The sequence below is a fragment of the [Clostridium] saccharolyticum WM1 genome, from assembly GCF_000144625.1.
In the GTDB taxonomy this organism is placed as follows: Bacteria; Bacillota; Clostridia; order Lachnospirales; family Lachnospiraceae; genus Lacrimispora; species Lacrimispora saccharolytica.
In genome coordinates this window covers 3269412-3288107 of the sequence record NC_014376.1, presented here as the reverse complement: position 1 = coordinate 3288107, position 18696 = coordinate 3269412, and the positions used below count along the sequence as shown (strand labels likewise).

The window sequence follows — 18696 nt, the reverse complement described above, 5'->3', positions numbered from 1 at the left end:
TTGATGTAAGTTTCCCAGATTTAATATTTCCCGGAATAATCAAAGGCGTCTGATGCTTCTGAATAAAATTCCGGTTCCGGACTCTTGAAGGAAGGAGCATATTCCTGATGAAAATCCATTTGTTCTCCGTTTAATTTGAATTTTCCAACCTCCTGCTGCAAGGTCTGGGACTGAGCGGTCAGCTCTTCACTGGAAGCAGAGCTTTCTTCTGCGGTAGCAGCATTTGTCTGGATTACGGCAGATACCTGTGACAGGCCCTGGTTGATCTGCTCAATAGCCATTACCTGCTGGGCTGATGCGGCTTCGATCTCCTGAATGGCCTGCTCCACAACCTTTGATTTTTCCCCTACTTCCTGAAGGATCTTTGCGGCGTTAGCTGCCATCTGCTTGCCTTCGGTAACTGCTTCCACGGAATGTACGATGAGATTTGCGGTTTCTTTTGCTGCTTCTGCTGATTTTGTGGCAAGATTCCGCACTTCATCCGCAACCACTGCAAAGCCCTTACCAGCACTTCCTGCACGTGCAGCTTCAATAGCGGCATTCAATGCCAGAATATTTGTCTGGAAGGCGATATCTTCAATCACTTTGGTGATATTGGAGATTTCTTCGGAAGCGGTGCTGATCTTATTCATGGAGGTATTTAAGTTTTGCATGTGGGTATTGCTTTCAATAACGCCGACTCCGTTTTGTTCCACGTAGGTAGATGCCAAACGGACATTGTCTGCATTCTGGCTGGCCTGTTTGGCAACTGTGGTAATGGCGGCATTAAGCTCTTCAACGGTTGCGGCCTGTTCCGTAGATCCGGAAGCCAAAGCCTGGGCTGCAGAAGACACCTGCTCTGCACCAGAATTGACCTGATCGGCTGCCGTGCTTATGAGAAGCAGGGTCCGGTTAAGGTCCTTTTCGATCTTGCGGAGAGCAAGACCAAGAATATCTTCCTCGGAACGGAGAGGAACTTCCTGTGTAAAATCTCCGTTGCTGATTTTTTCGGCAATGAGCACCTGAGCCCGGATGCCTTCCAGCATGGAGACAAAGGCAGAAGCCAGCTGTCCGGTTTCATCTTTGGAATCTACATCCTGTAAATCAACTTCCAAATAACCAAGGGCGATTTTATCAGCAGCCTTTACCACCTTTTCGATGGGCAGGCTGATCATGCGGGAGATCCGAATACCCAGGAACATGGCCAGGGCGATACCTGCTGCAATGATGACACAAAGGATCAGGGTCAGTACGATGGCGGTGGAATCATTGGTTTTGCTGGTCTGGTAAGCTTCGTCCAGGCGGAACTCCGCCATTCTGTCAAAATTGTCAAATATCTTCTGTATCTTGTCTGCGTCCTGATCAAAGGCAGTCAATGCCGTGTTCTTTGATCCCTGCTTGGCTGCATTTAAACATCTTTGTATGGATGGATCAAAGGAATCGGTATAGAGCTGGATCGCCTCATCCATCAGCGCAAGAGCTTCCGCATCCTCAATGCTGGTCCGGTACGTGGCGGAAACGTTAAGGAAGTTGTTCTTAGTTTCTAAATAACTTTGCTCTAATTTTTCCAGCGCTGCGGTATCGCCTGCATGAATGATCATGGCGTTGGAATCTGCACGAAGCTGATACAGATTCTTCATGGCAACGGTCAGATCTTTCATGGGAGCTGTTTGGTTTTTGTACAAAAAAGTATCCATTTTGTTGATACGGGCCATACCAAAGATGCCCATGATGCCGATTACAAGCATAATTAATACCATGCTGAGAAAGGCTGTAAGCAGCTTTCTGGTAATACTGTAATCTCTGAAATTTTTCATACGGATAACCTCCTAGTTTTTCATCAATTTCTTATCTATAATCACTTTAATAAAACTCGTCTTCCATTTTTAGACAAATATCGACATTATTCATTATATAATACTGGATTATTGTTTGTCAATCTAAAGAAATAGAGTGATAAAGATAGAATTTAAAATCATTTTTATCGAAAATGAAATTATTTTTGATAAATTTTTAAACACTTATCGTTATAATACTATTTTCAGAGATTGGAGCTATCAGTTCTTGGAATTGTGCAATTTACACATGACAAATGTCATATTGCACATTACAATAGTAATAAATGCATAAAAAATATTGACTTTTCTCCTGGAATTGTTATGATGAGTACAGAGAGAGGGGGTAAATCATGAAGGATCAGGAAGGAAAGAGTAACGTTGTGGTGGCCGGACATATTTCCCTGGACATTACGCCGGTTTTTAAAAACAGCGGCAGTCAGAAGCTTTCTTCGCTGCTGCGCCCTGGAAAACTTCTGCGGGTAGGTAAGGCACAGGTATCCACAGGCGGAGCAGTTTCCAATACAGGGCTGGGGCTCCATGCCCTGGGAGGCAGCGTGCTTTTAATGGCAAAGGTGGGACATGATGATTTCGGCCTGATATTAAAGGAGAAGATCAGGCAAAGCGGCTGTGAGAGCAGCATTCCGGAAGTGGAGGGGGAATCCACCTCCTATACAGTGGTCATTGCTCCAAAAGGGTTTGACCGGTTTTTTCTCCATGATCCCGGGTGCAATGATACGTTTTGCTGCAATGACGTGGATTTTGACCGGATATCCGGGGCGTCCCACTTTCATTTTGGATATCCTACGCTGATGCGGAGATTTTACCAGAATGACGGGGAAGAACTGGCGGATCTTTTCCGCCGGGTCAAGGAGCTGTCTCTTACGACATCCTTGGATTTAACGGCGGTGGATCCTGATTCAGAGGCGGCCGGCTGTGACTGGGAAAAGATTCTGGCATCCGTGCTTCCTTATGTGGATTTCTTTGTTCCCAGCATTGAAGAACTAGGATACATGCTGGACCGGAATCTGTATGACAAATGGCAGGAAAAAGCAGGAGGGGATGACATCACCTCCATCCTGTCCTTAAGTGAGGATGTGGAGGTTCTTGCAGATCGGGCCTTAAACCTGGGAGCCAAGGCTGTATTGCTGAAATGCGGGGCCGCCGGTATGTATTTAAAGACAAGACCGGAACATTTTATGGAGGGCTGGGGCGGGATTGCCTGTTTTCAGAACAGCTTCGTACCTGACAGGATCCTGTCGGCTACCGGAGCAGGGGATACCAGCATTGCAGCATTTATAAAGGCCATGCTTGATGGAGCAAGGCCGGAGGAATGCCTGGAGCTTGCGGCTGCAACAGGGGCTTCCTGTGTGACGGAGTACGATGCCATCAGCGGGCTTCTGCCCTTTGAGACTCTTAGGGAAAAGATACAAAAGGGATGGGAACAACAGAAGATCATCCATCCTTAATAAAAAATATATAAATCAGGAGGAAAAAGATATGCTGATCACGATGAGAGCCATATTAGAACTGGCGGATGCAAAAAACATAGCAATCGGTGCATTTAACATCACTTCCCTGGAGGGAATCCAGGCAGTGCTTCAGGCCGGCGAAGAATTAAATCAGCCGGTAATCCTGCAATTTGCCCCTGTTCATGAATCGATCATTCCCATGTCGGTCATAGGTCCTGTTATGGTCATGATGGCAGAAAAGGCTTCCGTTCCGGTTGCAGTGCATCTGGACCACGGTGACGATTTAAACATGCTTAAAAAGGCCCTGGATATGGGATTTACCTCGGTCATGTATGATGGCTCTGCCCTGTCCTTTGAGGAAAATGCGGCCAATACCCGAATCGCTGTTGAAATGGCAGGAGTCTATGGGGCCTCTGTGGAAGCGGAGATCGGTGCCATGGGAAGACAGGAGTTTTCAAGCATTGGGGAAGGAGAAGAGGGAGAGGCAACGGAAGGCTGCTACACGGATCCTGAGCAGGCAGAGCAATTTGCAGAAGCAACGGGAATCGATGCCCTGGCATGTTCCTTTGGCACGGTTCATGGGCTTTACTTAACAGAACCAAAACTTGATTTTGACCGGATCAGCCAGATACGAAGCAGGACAGGACTTCCCATTGTCATGCACGGAGGCTCCGGCGTCAGTGACCAGGATTTCCGTAAGTGTATTGAAAACGGCGTCCGAAAGATCAATTACTATACATATTTAGCTAAAGCAGGCGGCATGCATGTAAAGGAAAAAGCCATGGAAGGGTCAGGATACGTATTTTATCATGACGTAACCTTATGGGGGATAGAGGCCATGAAAAAGGATGTGCTTCATACTATAAAGGTATTTTCCAATCTGGATTAAGGAATGGTCAGGAGGTGCTGAATGAAACGTTCAGAAATTAACAGGGCATTAAAGGATATGGAAGAAATGGCGAAGGCATGCAGCTTTGCCCTTCCCCCTTTCTGCGCTTTTACGCCGGAGGAGTGGAAAGAAAAAGGGCATGAATATGACGAGATCCGGGACAATATGCTGGGCTGGGATATTACGGATTTTGGGATGGGAGACTTTGATAAAATAGGCTTTTCCCTGATTACGCTGCGAAACGGGAATGTAAACCTGGAAAAGTATTCAAAGACTTATGCGGAAAAACTGCTTTATATTAAGGATGGCCAGTCTGCTGCCATGCATTTCCACTGGAATAAAATGGAGGATATTATCAACCGGGGCGGAGGAAATGTGCTGATCCGCGTATACCAGTCCGCTCCGGATGGGGATTTTGCGGATACGGATGTAACCATTCACAGTGACGGGCGGGAATATAAGGTACCTGCAGGAACCCAGATCAGACTGTGTCCTGGGGAAAGCATTACCATATATCCTTTTCTGTACCACGATTTTGAACTGGAGCCGGGAACGGGTCCTGTTCTTTTGGGAGAGGTGTCCATGTGCAACGATGACAATGGGGATAACCGGTTTTACCTTCCTGCCGGCCGTTTTCCGGAGATCGAAGAGGATGAACCTCCCTACCGGCTTCTTTGCAATGAATATCCGGCGGCTCTTTGAGATTGTTGGTACCAATCCTTTTTCAAGAAAGCCCTCCAGCTTTGCAAGGGATAAAGTTGTTACAATTGTCACATAAAACTCATTACATTGTGCACATGTTTTAAAAACCAACTCATGATATGATAAAAATGTAGCAAATACAACAAATAGAATGTGTACAAGGAGGAAGCAACATGAAAAAAAGCACAAAAAAATTAGCTGCAATGCTGATTTGTGCAGCTCTTGCAGGAGTTTCCCTGGCGGGGTGCAGCAATGGGGAGCCAGAGACAAAAGCGCCTGAAACAACGGCAGCCGCCACAACGGCAGCAGAAACAACAGCAGCCACCGCTGCTGCAGAAACAAAGGCAGAGGTCAAAACGGACTCTGGCGCCAATATGGCAGATGCCAATGTAAAGAAGAAAGATCCAAGCAAACATTACAAATTCGGATATACCTGCATGGATGGAACAAACCCATTCTTTGTCACCATTGAAAAGACCATGCGGGAAATGGTTGAGGCCCAGGGGGATGAGCTTATTTCTGTGGATCCGGCAAATGATGTGACCCTGCAGATTACCCAGGTGGAAGATTTGATTTCCCAGAATATTGATGCCATGTTCATGAACCCGGCTGAGGCAGAGGGCATACTTCCGGCTCTGGATCAGTTAAAGGAGGCAAAAGTTCCCATCGTAGGTTTTGATACGGAAGTGGCCGACATGTCCTATCTTGTTTCCTATACAGGCTCCGATAATTATAACGCAGGATTTGTGTGCGGGGAGGACCTGGTTAAAAAGTGTCCGGACGGCGGAGATATCATTGTACTGGATTCCCCCACGATGAATTCCGTAACCGACAGAACCAACGGCTTCCTGGACGCCATCAAGGGACATAACTTCAATATCGTAGCTCAGCAGGATGCAAAGGGCAATTTAGAAGTTGCCATGGGCATTGCAGAAGACCTTCTTCAGGCACACGGGGATGTAGTTGCCATTTTCGGCGGCAACGATCCTACTGCACTTGGAGCCCTGGCAGCTGCCAATGCAGCAGGCATCAAGGAATGCAAGATCTACGGCGTAGACGGTTCTCCTGATATCAAGGCAGAAATGGCTTCCGGAGAATCCCTCATTGAAGGAAGCGGCGCACAGTCACCGGTTAAGATTGCACAGTCAGCAGTAAATATTATGTATTCCTATTTAAATGGTGAAACAGTCGATAACCGTTATCCGGTAGAAACCTTCCTGATCACATCTGAGAATGTAAAGGACTACGGAACAGACGGATGGCAGTAATAGAAATTTAGAACGTGTATTGGGAGGGCGTCTCAAAACAGGAGAATCATTGCCTTTGGGACGCCCTCCGTGCTTTTAACGGTAAAATCCCAGAAGGCAAAGCAAAAGTGAGAACAGGCAGGTGAGTTTATGAGCGAAAAGACACTGCTTCAGATGAAAAATATCCATAAATCCTTTCCGGGAGTAAAAGCACTCCAGGGAGTGGATTTAGAACTCCGTACCGGTGAGGTCCATGCGCTTCTTGGGGAGAACGGAGCCGGCAAGTCAACGTTAATAAAGGTTTTAGGCGGCATTTACATAGCGGAAGAGGGGGAAGTTTTCATTGATGGCCAGAAGGTGATCATTGACGGGGTTAATGCTTCCCATGCAAATGGCATCTCCATCATCCATCAGGAGCTGGTACTGGTTCCTCATATGACGGTAGCGGAGAATATCTTTCTGGGAAGGGAACCTGGAAGGGGCGGCTGGATCAATCACGATGCCATGGAAAAGGAAGCCAAAAAATTACTGGATGCCTATCATATGAACATTGATGCAGAGGCATTGGTGAAAGATTTAACCATCGCCCAGCAGCAGATGGTGGAGATCGTCAAGGCCATCTCTTACAATTCCAGGATTCTGGTCATGGATGAGCCTACATCCTCAATTTCTGACAAAGAAGTGGAATTTCTGTTTGAAACCATGCGGGCACTGACAAAGAAAGGCGTAGGAATCATTTATATTTCCCACAAAATGGACGAACTGGAGCAGATCTGCGACAGAGTGACCGTATTGCGGGATGGTACATTTGTAGGAACAGAAGTGGTTAAGAATACCACCAGAGATAAGCTGATTGCCATGATGGTGGGCCGGGAACTGACCAAGTATTATACCCGTGATTATCTAAAACCAGGAGAAGTGGTATTAAAATGTGAAAATATTGCAGACGGAAAGATGGTAAAGGGAGCCAGTTTTGAGCTGCGTAAAGGTGAAATCATTGGATTTGCAGGACTTGTGGGAGCAGGGCGCAGTGAAGCCATGAAATGCATCTTCGGCCTTATTCCCGGATCTACGGGAGAGATTTTTGTGGAAGGCAGGGAAGTGAAGATCAAATCCCCTGTGGATGCCATGAAATACGGAATCGCCCTGGTGCCGGAGGACAGAAAGCAGGAGGGGCTTTATAAGGTACAGTCGGTCCGTTTTAACTCTACCATTGAAGTGCTTAAATCTTTTATAAAAGGAATCTGGGTGGATGCCAGCAAGGAAGAGAAGATCGCTCAGGAATATATTGAAATGATGGATACCAGGACGCCTTCCCAGGAGCAGTTAATCGGAAACTTATCCGGCGGTAACCAGCAAAAGGTCATGATCGGCAGATGGCTTGCCACTTCTCCCAAGATTCTGATCCTTGACGAACCCACCAGAGGCGTGGATGTAGGGGCAAAATCAGAGATCTACGGCATCATGAATGAACTGGTAAAGGATGGGATGTCTATCATCATGATTTCCTCCGAGCTGCCGGAAATCTTAAACATGAGCGATCGTGTTTATGTTATGTGTGACGGCAGGGTCACAGGCTGTTTCAGCCATGAGGAATGCATCACCCAGGAGCAGATTATGAAGCTGGCTGCAAAGTAGGAAAGAGGGGAAAATCAAATGACAACAAGACTTCAAAAAAATATGAAACAATATTTGAAAGACAATATCGGTATTATCGGGGCATTGCTGATCTTATGCATTTTCTTATCCGTATTTCCAAAAACCAGCGGTGCCTTTCTGACCCATAAGAATATATTCAACGTCCTGAGGCAGATTTCATCAAACCTGTTTCTTGCCTGCGGCATGACCATGGTCATCATTTTGGGGGGCATAGATCTTTCCGTAGGGTCGATCATTGCTTTGTCCGGCTGTGTGGCAGCAGGCTGTGTGGCCCGCTATAACCTTCCCATATTTGCAGCCATCATCATCGGCGTACTCATCGGCATGGCAGTGGGAATGATGAACGGCGTGGTCATTTCCAAGACAACCATTCCACCTTTCATTGTGACTCTTGCCACCATGAATGTTGCCAAAGGCCTGGCCTATGTATATACCGGCGGCTCACCGGTGCGGGTGGTTACCAAGGCATGGCAGTTTCTTGGCGCAGGCTACATCGGAGGAATTCCCACGCCTGTCATACTTCTGGTATTTGTTCTTCTCATAACGGCAATCATTATGAATAAAACAAAGCTGGGCCGGCACATTTACGCGGTGGGCGGCAATTCCCAGGCGGCGAAATTCTCCGGCATCAGTACGGCCAGAGTAAAACTGCTGGTACATACCTATTCCGGCATCATGGCCGGCCTTGCCGGTGTGGTATTGGCTTCCCGTATGTACTCCGGGCAGCCTACGGCAGGAGACGGCGCAGAAATGGATGCCATTGCAGCGGTGGTGGTCGGAGGCACATCCATGGCAGGCGGTTCCGGTAAAATCGGCGGAACCATTATCGGGGGCCTGATCATCGGTGTCCTAAACAACGGTTTAAACTTAATGAATGTCAATTCCTTCTGGCAGTATGTGGTAAAGGGCATCGTCATTCTTCTGGCAGTGTTTATTGATTATCTGAGAAACAAAAAAAAGGATTAAAATTACATCCTTGCAAAAAAGCGTTTCCTGAACAGAGAGACGCTTTTTGTGATATAATGAGCGCAAGAGAGCGGAGAAGAGCTTGCTCATCTGCGCGAACGGCAAATGCCGATCAGGAACCGGAGGTTCATGATATAATGAGCGCAAGAGAGCGGAGAAGAGCTTGCTCATCTGCGCGAACGGCAAATGCCGGTCAGGAACCGGAGGTTCATGATATAATGAGCGCAAGAGAGCAAAGAAGAGCTTGTTAGAGAACGAAGAAAAGTTGGAGAGTGAAAATCATGAAGGTGAGAACAGGATCATTCTTTCTGGTCATAGGGATATTGGCTCTGCTGACCGGCTGCCAGGGGAAGGAGGGGGGACCAAAGCAGCATGAAACCCTTCTTTTCGGGGCTACCTATATGACCAGGAATAACCCCTATTTTGATGTGCTGAATCAGGGGATCGAAGAGGTGGTAGAGGCTAACGGGGATATTCTTCTCACCAGAGACCCTCTTCAGGACCAGGAGAAACAGAATGAACAGATTCTGGAGCTGATCGATGAGGGAATCTGCATGCTGTTTTTAAACCCTGTGGATTGGGAGGCGGTTTCTCCGGCCCTTGACGCATGCAAAGAGGCAGGGGTTGCAGTCATCAATGTGGATACCGTAGTAAAGGACAGGGATTCGGTCGTATCCATCATAGAGACGGATAATTACCAGGCAGGGCAGCTTTGTGCCCTGGATATGATGAAGCGGAAGAAATCTGCAAATATCATAATTCTGGACAATCCCATACAAATGTCCATCACCTACCGTGCCCAGGGCTTTACCGATGCCATCGCAGGCAATGACAGCTACCGGGTGGTGTACCGCCATGCGGCTGGCGGGGAAATTGAGGTATCCTCCAAGGTAATGGAAGAAATTCTTAGGGCAAACATTGATTTTGACGTGATCCTGGGGGGCAATGATCCTACGGCACTTGGTGCTCTGGCAGCCTTGCAGCAGGCCAGAAAGGAGGAGGGGGTACTGATCTATGGGATCGACGGTTCCCCGGATTTCAAGGCCATTCTGGATATGGGCTATGTGACGGGGACCAGCGCTCAAAGTCCCAAGTCCATCGGCAGGGTTGCGGCTGAAACGGCATACCGGTATCTGGCAGGGGAAACAGTGGAAAAATACATCAGCCTGCCCAGTACTCTGATCACAAGGGATAATCTCAATCATTACGAAATTGACGGCTGGCAGTAGGTAGGGGACATGGAGACGAAAAAATATAACGGAGGGATCCGCCTTCTTCAGGTAGGAATCCTGGCATTGAACATGATATCAGTCATGGGGCTCAGCATTTTTATTTACTGGACAATTGAAAAAATCCGCAGAGCCTATGCAGCAAGAGAATTCTTAAATGAGATCCAGGCCGTTGTCTGGTATCCCTTTGCAAAGATCTGGCTCTGCGCCCTTTTATTGGGACTGCTGACCTTAAGTATGGTGATCCGGGACCGATTGTTTCCCAATAACAGCAAGGTTGTCCTTACCAGCCTGGTGGCGGATTTCGCCATTTGCTTTGGGATCATCATTCTTTTAAACTTTAATTATAACGGGATCCTTCTTCTGGTATTTTCCAACGTCATCATGTATGTGAAGAACGGAAAATCCAGGTATATCCTGGCTGCTGTTGCCATCGGAAGCTTTATACTTGCTGATTATGAGCTTTTGTCTATTTCCTACCGCCTGTATTCCATCCAGGATTATATATCCTATTACAGCGCTTCGGTCCAGCAGTACCTTTTAAGTGTGTACAATATTTTAATATCCTTAAATGTTATTCTGTTTGTTGTGTATTGTGTCAACATCATCAACGAACAGCAGGGAAATTTAGATGAGATCCATGGTCTTAATGAAAAGCTTCAGGAGGTTAACGAGCAGCTTCAAAAATATTCCCTAATGGCAGAAAAAATGGCTGAGACAAGGGAGAGGAACCGTCTGGCCAGAGAGATCCATGACACCCTGGGGCATACCCTTACAGGGATTGCAGCGGGGATTGATGCCTGCCTTGCCATCATAGGGACTTCGCCGGACCAGACAAGGAAGCAGCTGGAACTGATTTCCAAGGTTACCAGGGATGGGATAAAGGATATCCGCCGTTCGGTCAGCGAATTAAGGCCTGATGCCCTGGAACGCTTCAGCCTGGATTATGCCATTAATAAGATGGTCACGGATATTAATGCGGTTTCGGAAACAAGGGTTTATTTTGACTGCAGGGTCCAGAACTTAAAATTTGATGAGGATGAGGAAAATGCCATTTACAGGGTTGTTCAGGAAGGGATCACCAATGCCATACGCCACGGACACGCCAGGGAGATATGGATCACCATAAAAAGAGAGAATCAGGATATTCTGATCCAGATTAAGGACAACGGAATCGGCTGTGAGGAAATGAAAAACGGCTTCGGAACAAAGCACATGAAAGAACGGATCAGAATGTTAAACGGGGCTGTGACTTTTGATGGAAGCAATGGGTTTATCGTCAACGCCAGGATACCAATACGAAGGGGGGAGACCTATGATTAAAGTATTGATCGCAGATGATCAGGAGTTGATCCGCCAGAGCCTGCAGATCGTGTTAAACAGCAGGCAGGACATGACAGTGACTGATGTGGCCGCAGACGGCCAGGAGGTGATCCGGTGCGTGAGAAAGAATGTGCCGGATGTGATCTTAATGGATGTGCGGATGCCCAAGATGGACGGAGTGCAGTGCACAAAGATCATCAAGGAAAGCTATCCCCAGATCAAGATCATCATTCTGACTACCTTTGATGATGATGAATACGTGTATAACGCTTTAAAATACGGAGCCAGCGGCTATATGCTAAAAGGTGTTTCCATGGACGAGCTGGTAGGTGCAATAACCACGGTTTACAATGGCTGGGCCATGATCAATCCGGACATTGCGGCAAAGGTGCTGCGATTCTTTTCTCAGATGGCTCAGGCAGATGATACCATATCCGTCAGGGAAAAGGACATGGAGGAACTGACCAGAACCGAATGGAAGATCATTGCCCAGGTGGAGAAGGGGGCCAGCAATAAGGAGATAGCAAAGAACTTGAATCTTTCCGAAGGAACGGTCCGCAATTATTTGAGCACCATCTTGAACAAGCTGGATTTAAGGGACAGGACCCAGCTTGCCATATGGGCGGTACAGACCAACGTAAGGAAGCGGGTAGAGACTTAATGAAGAAGAAAGCAGAAGAGCAGTAGGAAATTGAAAAAGTAAATAAAGACAAAGAAAATAAGTAAAAAGATAATAAGGACAAAAACAATAAAGGCTATCCAATAAGGACAAAGACAATAAAGGCAAAGAGAATAAGGACAAAGATAATAAGAGAAAGACGATAAAGACTAAGATAATAAATATTAAGACCATAAGAATAAAGACGATAAAGACGATAAAAAATATAATTACAATAAATACAATATAGATAATAAAGACAATTAATACGATAAATACAATAAATACAATAAATACAATAAAACAGTAAAACCATATAAATATAGACAAAGGGGAACCAGGAATGAGGAATTGGAGAAAACGCCTTTGCATCAGTACCGCCTTAGCTGCCCTGGTAGCAGCGGCGGTGATTTACCATGGTCAGCAAAAGGAAACGGTTCTGGAATTCGGTATGTTCACGGGAAGCAACTGGGATGTGGCCAGTGCCAACAGCTTTAAGATCATAGACAAGGCAATCATGCGTTTTGAAGAGTCACATCCGAATGTGAAGATCCATTACTACAGCGGAATCGCAAAAGAGGACTACTCCGAATGGTGTGCCCGAAAGCTTTTGGAGGGGAAGATGCCGGATGTGTTCATGATTCTGGATTCGGACTTTGACAAGTTTACTTCCCTGGGAGTAATGAAGGATTTAGACGAAATGATGTCAGAAGATGCCGGGTTTCAGAAAGAGGATTTTTTTACCACGGCCTTAAATACTGGCCGGCGCAACGGGCGCCAGTATGCCCTTCCCTATGAGACGGTCCCGACTCTCATGTTTGTAAACAAGTCCCTGTTGGCAAAGGAGAGGATCCCGATGCCTAAGGAGGACTGGACCTGGGAAGATATGAATGAAATCTGCAGGAAGGTGACAAAGGATACGGATAAGGATGGACTTCTGGATCAGTTTGGTACTTATAATTATAGCTGGCGGGATGCCTTTTACACCAGCGGGGGAAAACTGTATGACGAAAACCAGGACCAGCTTTCCTTTACAGACAGCCGGGTGCTGGATGCCATTAAATATATCAAGCGGCTCAATGACTTAAATCAGGGACAGAGTGTTACTCAGGAAGATTTTAATGAAGGAAGAGTAGCCTTCATGCCTTTGACCTTTGCAGAATACCGGACCTATAAGACCTATCCCTACCGGATCAAAAAATACACAAGGTTTCAATGGGACTGCATCACCTTTCCTTCCGGAAGGGAAGGGGAAAACATATCTAAGGTGGATGCCCTTTTGATGGGGATCAACAGTAAGACTAAGCATGATAAGCTGGCCTGGGAATTTTTAAAGCAGCTGACTTATACGGAAGAAATGCAGATGGATGTGTTCCTCTATTCCCAGGGAGTTCCTGCTTTAAAAAGCGTGGCATCCTCTAAAGAGGGGGCGAATATCATACAGGAAGATATGGATGAGGGGGAACAGGTAATCAGCAGTACTCTGCTGTATAATGTTATAGAGGACGGCATCATTGAGCCTAAGCTTCTGCAGTACCAGCAGGTTATGAATCTGGCTGATGGAGAGGTATCCAAGATCTTACAGGAGAATAAAAACGTTGACAGCAGCATGAAAATATTTCAGAGGACGGTCAGCAAGTTTTTGCAGCAGCAGAAATAAAGGAAAGGCCGGGGTGGCGGGTAATTCATTGATAATGGAAGGAAAGACGGTCAGACGAGAGGGGGATCCCTATTCGCCTGACCGTTTTATCTTATTTTTATCTTGTTTTTATTTCACCAGCATGCTTTTTACAGCTGCTTCAGCGGTTAATTGCCAGTAAACTTTTTCCGCAGCAGGCTTTCACAAGCTGCCATACCTAAAAGCACCGAGATGCAGAGCAGGCCGTAAATTACGATTCCGCCGGCTCTGTCATCGCCGGTTTTTGGAAGGCCAAGAGGGATAAGCTGCCCATCCACGCCTATCAAGTATCCTAGTGGCACTTCACCGTAAACGTCATACAGTTCCTGGGGAGTCATTTCCTCTCTGGGTTTTAGCGTTGGGGATGGTGCCGGGGTTAGGGATGGTGCCGGGGTTGGTACGCCTGGTCCGGCCGGGGTTGTGGGAGCCGGCTGCTGGGGTTTGGGTTCACCGCCGCCACCGCCACCGCCGCCGCTTGAGGATCTTCGGTAGGTGTTGGTAAATGCGGCAACCGATGTCTTAAGTGTATCAATCGTTCCAATGTCCCCTGTTTTGGCTGTGGTGTACCTTTCAGAAGAATAATCAGCTTCTGTCACCTGATATCCGGTGCCGTCAGGCAGTCCGGTAATGGTGATATTCTCCCCGTCAGCGAGAGAAATTGTATCACCGCTCCTGATTTCATCGGTTGGAAATTCTCCCCTTCCGGTGAATTTGTATGGGGCCGTATCAACTGTTTTGTCTGGCTTAGTAAAGATCACCTTAAAATCAAATTTCTTTGTGGTACTTGTTCCTGCAACAGTTTTGCTGATGGTCAGGCTGCCGGGCATGGTCTTTGTATTGACAAAGGAAGCTGTCTGCTCCTCGTCTGTCCTGACAATGCCGGATGAGCCGGTAGAGGCAGTAGAATATCCGTTTGCGGAATAATCATTTTCGGTTACAGAATAGGAGGTATCCTTTGGCAGTCCGGTAATAGTGACACTCTGCCCGCCGGATAGGGAAACAGTACCGCCGCTTTGAATGGTACCGTTTGGGATTCCTCCAGTACCGGTAAAACTATAAAAGTTATTATCTGCTGCTCCATCCGGTTTCTGAAAGCTTACCGTGAAATCAAAGGGACCGGTTTCCCCGCTGTTTCCTGCCACTGTTTTTTTGATAGTCAGTCTTCCGGGCAGGAACTTTGTATTAGTAAATTCGGCCATATGCACCTGATCCGCTTTGATGGTACCGGAAGTGCCGGTGCCTTCCGACTGATATCCATCAGCGGAATAGCTGTCTTCGGTTACCAGATAGGAGGTATCCTTTGGAAGTCCGGTGATCGTAATGCTTTCCTTGTGCTTAAGCTGAATGGTTCCTAGGCCGCCTGTTATAGTAAGCTGCCCGTTTTCCTTATTGCCGGACCCAATGTAATTATAAGTACCGTCAACATTTGTTCCTGTTAGCTGAATGGTAAAGTTAAAATCTTTGCCGGTGTCCCCCCCATTGCCGTCAACTGTCTTTCGGATGGTCAGATTCCCCACGGTGTCTGGCTGATAGTTCACTACAGTAAGAACTGCTCCTGCTGATTTACCTGCCACTGCAGTGACGACCTTGTTGCCTGCATTCTTTTCAACTGTCACAACATAAACCATATCGTCTGATTCATAGGTATCAGGAACCTTAGTTTCCTTTAAATAGTAGGTAAACGCAGGATCGCCGTAAGCTTTTGGCGCAGGGATGGGAAGGATCCGCAGGGTCCCGTCGGGACGTACAGTACTGGTACGGACCGGGTCTTGCAGCTCCTTATCCGTATATAAGGTAAACACTGCGCCATGAATGATCTGATTCTGGGCATTGACCTTGCGGATGTCCAGGTAGCCGTTCCGTTCCAGAGTGGCACTGGCATGGGAACTATCTACCTGGTAGGAAGCATTGGTGCCTGTACCGTCGATCGAGCTGCCTGTTACTTTAACCTGATTCTTTAAATTGTTGCCGACATTGCCGGTTACTTCGGTGGTATAAACGATTTGATACAGCTTGCCGTCTGTGAGTGTAAAGGACAGCTCCCGGGAAGCCTTATCATAGGAAAGTCTTTCCTGCAGCTGCTGGAGCGTCAGAACCGTTCCTCCTGAGGCAGGGAATGTCCCGTTTACCATATGGTCAAACTCTGTGATGGTAAAAGCGGTAAGATCCAGGGAGCCGTTCCGTTCAAAGGGAAGCTCAAGCCCTTCGGGAATTGTATCCGTAATTTTAATATTCGAAAAGCCCGGTAAATCATAAGGATTGAACTTGATAGTCCACTCAAGCGGATTCTTGCCTGTGTTTATATTTTTTACAAGAAATTGGGTAGGTATGAAAACCGTTGCTGTTTTTGTGGGATTCCAGCCAGTGTCTCCTTCTGCAGTCAGCGTCACATTGTTGGTTGCTGTCTGGTAGGAATCGGATTTTCCATTGGCATAGGAAGTCTTTAAGTATTCCATATACTTTTCATCGGAAAGCTTTGCCTTTACTAAAATGTAGTAAGCCTTTTCCAGCTTCTTAAATACAAACGATGCGTTTGTGCCGGATATAGCAGCGCTTTCCAGAATGTCTGAGGGATCCGCCACCGGATTGTTGCCGATGCTGGTATAGATCTGGTATGTTACACCGGGATCAAAGTCCACAAAGGACCAGCCATCCGGCAATGTATCTGTCACAGTCACCCTGCCGAGTGTTCCGTTTGCGGTAGCCGCACCGGTCAGGTCATGACCGTCTCCATTAATATTCAGGCGGAATACTGCTGTCTTATCCAGGGGATTAAAAGCATTTCCGCTATTCCCCACAGCACTGGTTCCTGACTGATATACCTGTTTGCTTAATACGCTGCTTTTATAGGTAGTTGCAGCATTGCCGCTATCCAGATAGATGGCCCCGTAATAAAGGGAAGCAGTGTTGTCAATCGTTCGGTCTGCATTTGCCGCATAAATGTTTGGGTCAAGAACCTGGGTTTTAAAGGTAAAGGTATATGCCTTATCGGTATCAAAGCCTTCGACAACAAGAAGGTCGCCAACCCGGCCGCCGTTTACGGTAACGGGCTCTGTATGGTAGGTGAGGCCGGCTGGCCAGCTGTTATCAATGACTTTCTGGCCGTATTTTGGTATAAGGTTTGTAAGATCAAAATTAACCGGAAGCAGTGATTCCAGATTACTGGCACTCTTGTCAAAGGTTCCGGATTGACCGTAAATCAACAAGTCGTATACCCTGATGTCGTTTTTGCTGGTAAATCCTGTCTGGTTTTTTAAGTCTACGGTTGCTGTCCATTGGATTTGACGGCTGGCATAATCTGTTTCTACATAGCCTTTTGTAAGGCCGTCAATGCCAATGCCTACATCAGCGGAATCGGTAAAATTTCCGCCGGGTTTGCCGGTCCATGTCAGTGATGCAGTGTTATGGTAGTTCTTTACAGTGCCCACAAAGGCATCATTTGCGACATCACATACGATCGTCAGCCGCACTTTTTTACTGGTAGTTCCGGTCAGCTTATATGCTCCGCCCAAAGGTTCCGCCCCATAGGAAGGCACATCAGTAAGCCCGCCGCCTGCGGTCAGTTCATCCCATGTGTCTGCTGCTGATTCATATTCCCACTTCGCTGATTTCCAGCTTAAACCGGCCGGGCTGGTGGGCAGCTGATCCGTGATGGTCAGATCCTGTAAGGGGATCTGATCCTGGTTAACAGTGATCGTCCATGTGATGGTGCGGTTGCTAGGATCATAGGTACCTCCGCTTAACCCGTCTCCGGCAACTCCGCTTTTTTCAATCAGCGTTTTTTTCTGAATGGAGATTTGCGCTGTATTTGTATGGATCAGTGTATCCTTTCCGAACTTTGCGGTATTTTTTATGATACCGCCGGTAATGAGCGTATCCGCAGGAATTTTTGTGCGGAAGGTGACGACTTGTTCTCCTTTTACATCTCCAAACACATAAGAAAGTACGTTATCTGCATCAGGAATGACCTTTGGAGACGGCTCAATTCCATTGACCTTGAAGGTATCTTCCACGTACTCCCCAATATTTGTTAAATTATCCTGGAATTCATAGCCCAATAAAGAAATGTCACCGCTTTTTTTCGCATTTACGGTAACCGTCCATTCAATTTGTGTCTTGTCATCAGAAAGCTTGCCGCTTTTTGTCTGGGTCTGGGTAATTGGAACCTCCGCCGCTTTGACTGTAAACTGCTTGCCTAAGATCCAGACATTGTCTCTCGGATTTTCTTCCGTAACGTCTGTACCGGTGTATTTCATGGTGATGCCAAAATCACAGTTAACGTTTGTTATGCCTGGTTCATTAAGCACCTCTCCATCAAATACAATCGTTACCTCTGTTGAACCGGCAGTAAAGCTAAGGGTTCCTACCTTATCTCCGTCGAACATCAAATCAAAATCTACAGAACCGATCACAGTAACGGATTGATCCAGCTGCAGGACTGCGAAGTCGCCAAAGCTGACGTATTGATCAGGATCGCTTATGCCATCTCCTTCTACCGGTACTTTAAAAGAACCATCCACAGTAAAATTCTGTCCTGCGGTTATTTCTGTAACCGGTAAGCCATTTTGTGTGACTGATATGTTCAGATCCTTGAGCAATCCTGTTACATCCTTTGCCCCGGCCAGAGCTGCTGCCTCCAGCAGTTCAGGAACCGGCAGCAGGCTTACGCTGCCGGAAGGATTGGAAGCATTGGAATCTGTGGCAGCAGCAGGTTCTTCTGTCTGGCCTTCCTCGAATCCGCTATGATCTTCCGGAACACCGGTTTCCTCCTCTGCGGAAGGCTCCGGCTTGTTTGCCTGACTGCCGGAAGCGACATTATCATGGTTACTGATCTCGATCACGCGGTCTTCCTTTGCATCAAGCCCCTCGGCCCATACATGTTGAAACGGTGAAAATACATGTAAAACGATCATCAGTACCATCAGCCAGCTTACCAGCCTTCTTTGCTTCTTCTTTATCAATTCTCATTCCTCCTTTTGTCAGTGCCTTTCCTTTAAATTCAGGTGTATGCCTGAAAATTACGGCTTTATATTGAAAGAAATTCCTTTGCTGACTGATT

General features: G+C 46.9%; 12 protein-coding genes. 10 read left to right on the top strand and 2 right to left on the bottom strand.

Annotation, left to right across the window (positions count from 1 at the left end):
- Window positions 1-20: 20 nt before the first annotated feature.
- Window positions 21-1796, bottom strand: a complete 1776-nt coding sequence (locus CLOSA_RS15205) for a methyl-accepting chemotaxis protein (protein ID WP_013273652.1) — start codon at window positions 1794-1796, stop codon at window positions 21-23.
- A gap of 371 nt (window positions 1797-2167) precedes the next feature.
- Between CLOSA_RS15205 and CLOSA_RS15200 the strand changes: the two genes are divergently transcribed.
- The 10 genes from CLOSA_RS15200 (at window position 2168) to CLOSA_RS15155 (ending at window position 13619) form a co-directional block, all read left to right on the top strand.
- Window positions 2168-3283 (top strand): carbohydrate kinase family protein, encoded by a 1116-nt coding sequence (locus tag CLOSA_RS15200; protein WP_013273651.1) that lies wholly within the window; start codon window positions 2168-2170, stop codon window positions 3281-3283.
- A gap of 31 nt (window positions 3284-3314) precedes the next feature.
- Complete coding sequence (locus CLOSA_RS15195) at window positions 3315-4175, top strand: class II fructose-bisphosphate aldolase (protein WP_013273650.1); 861 nt, start codon at window positions 3315-3317, stop codon at window positions 4173-4175.
- Between the two features lie 21 nt (window positions 4176-4196).
- Window positions 4197-4877, top strand: a complete 681-nt coding sequence (locus CLOSA_RS15190; protein ID WP_013273649.1) for a D-lyxose/D-mannose family sugar isomerase — start codon at window positions 4197-4199, stop codon at window positions 4875-4877.
- Window positions 4878-5050: 173 nt separating this feature from the next.
- Entirely contained in the window at window positions 5051-6145 is a 1095-nt protein-coding gene (locus tag CLOSA_RS15185) for a sugar ABC transporter substrate-binding protein (RefSeq protein ID WP_013273648.1), read from the top strand.
- A gap of 129 nt (window positions 6146-6274) precedes the next feature.
- Entirely contained in the window at window positions 6275-7762 is a 1488-nt protein-coding gene (locus CLOSA_RS15180; RefSeq protein WP_013273647.1) for a sugar ABC transporter ATP-binding protein, read from the top strand.
- An 18-nt stretch (window positions 7763-7780) separates the two neighbouring features.
- The gene (locus tag CLOSA_RS15175) at window positions 7781-8749 is read left to right on the top strand and encodes an ABC transporter permease (protein WP_013273646.1); all 969 of its coding nucleotides are present in this window, start codon (window positions 7781-7783) and stop codon (window positions 8747-8749) included.
- 281 nt (window positions 8750-9030) lie between these two features.
- The gene (locus tag CLOSA_RS15170; protein WP_013273645.1) at window positions 9031-9978 is read left to right on the top strand and encodes a sugar ABC transporter substrate-binding protein; all 948 of its coding nucleotides are present in this window, start codon (window positions 9031-9033) and stop codon (window positions 9976-9978) included.
- A 9-nt stretch (window positions 9979-9987) separates the two neighbouring features.
- Window positions 9988-11301, top strand: a complete 1314-nt coding sequence (locus CLOSA_RS15165; protein ID WP_013273644.1) for a sensor histidine kinase — start codon at window positions 9988-9990, stop codon at window positions 11299-11301.
- Window positions 11294-11962 (top strand): response regulator transcription factor, encoded by a 669-nt coding sequence (locus tag CLOSA_RS15160; protein WP_013273643.1) that lies wholly within the window; start codon window positions 11294-11296, stop codon window positions 11960-11962. Before CLOSA_RS15165 ends, CLOSA_RS15160 begins: the two co-directional genes overlap by 8 nt.
- A 340-nt stretch (window positions 11963-12302) precedes the next feature.
- Window positions 12303-13619: an ABC transporter substrate-binding protein gene (locus CLOSA_RS15155; RefSeq protein ID WP_013273642.1), complete on the top strand. Its 1317-nt coding sequence runs from the start codon at window positions 12303-12305 to the stop codon at window positions 13617-13619.
- A gap of 146 nt (window positions 13620-13765) precedes the next feature.
- On the opposite strand, the gene CLOSA_RS15150 is transcribed toward CLOSA_RS15155, so the two are convergent.
- Complete coding sequence (locus CLOSA_RS15150; RefSeq protein WP_013273641.1) at window positions 13766-18598, bottom strand: DUF7601 domain-containing protein; 4833 nt, start codon at window positions 18596-18598, stop codon at window positions 13766-13768.
- Window positions 18599-18696 lie beyond the last annotated feature (98 nt).

Coding starts and splice junctions, on each gene's coding strand:
- CLOSA_RS15180 (WP_013273647.1), top strand. CDS start 6,275: ATGAGCGAAAAGACACTGCTTCAGATGAAAAATATCCATAAATCCTTT.
- CLOSA_RS15160 (WP_013273643.1), top strand. CDS start 11,294: ATGATTAAAGTATTGATCGCAGATGATCAGGAGTTGATCCGCCAGAGC.
- CLOSA_RS15170 (WP_013273645.1), top strand. CDS start 9,031: ATGAAGGTGAGAACAGGATCATTCTTTCTGGTCATAGGGATATTGGCT.
- CLOSA_RS15185 (WP_013273648.1), top strand. CDS start 5,051: ATGAAAAAAAGCACAAAAAAATTAGCTGCAATGCTGATTTGTGCAGCT.
- CLOSA_RS15195 (WP_013273650.1), top strand. CDS start 3,315: ATGCTGATCACGATGAGAGCCATATTAGAACTGGCGGATGCAAAAAAC.
- CLOSA_RS15190 (WP_013273649.1), top strand. CDS start 4,197: ATGAAACGTTCAGAAATTAACAGGGCATTAAAGGATATGGAAGAAATG.
- CLOSA_RS15165 (WP_013273644.1), top strand. CDS start 9,988: ATGGAGACGAAAAAATATAACGGAGGGATCCGCCTTCTTCAGGTAGGA.
- CLOSA_RS15205 (WP_013273652.1), bottom strand. CDS start 1,796: ATGAAAAATTTCAGAGATTACAGTATTACCAGAAAGCTGCTTACAGCC.
- CLOSA_RS15155 (WP_013273642.1), top strand. CDS start 12,303: ATGAGGAATTGGAGAAAACGCCTTTGCATCAGTACCGCCTTAGCTGCC.
- CLOSA_RS15175 (WP_013273646.1), top strand. CDS start 7,781: ATGACAACAAGACTTCAAAAAAATATGAAACAATATTTGAAAGACAAT.
- CLOSA_RS15200 (WP_013273651.1), top strand. CDS start 2,168: ATGAAGGATCAGGAAGGAAAGAGTAACGTTGTGGTGGCCGGACATATT.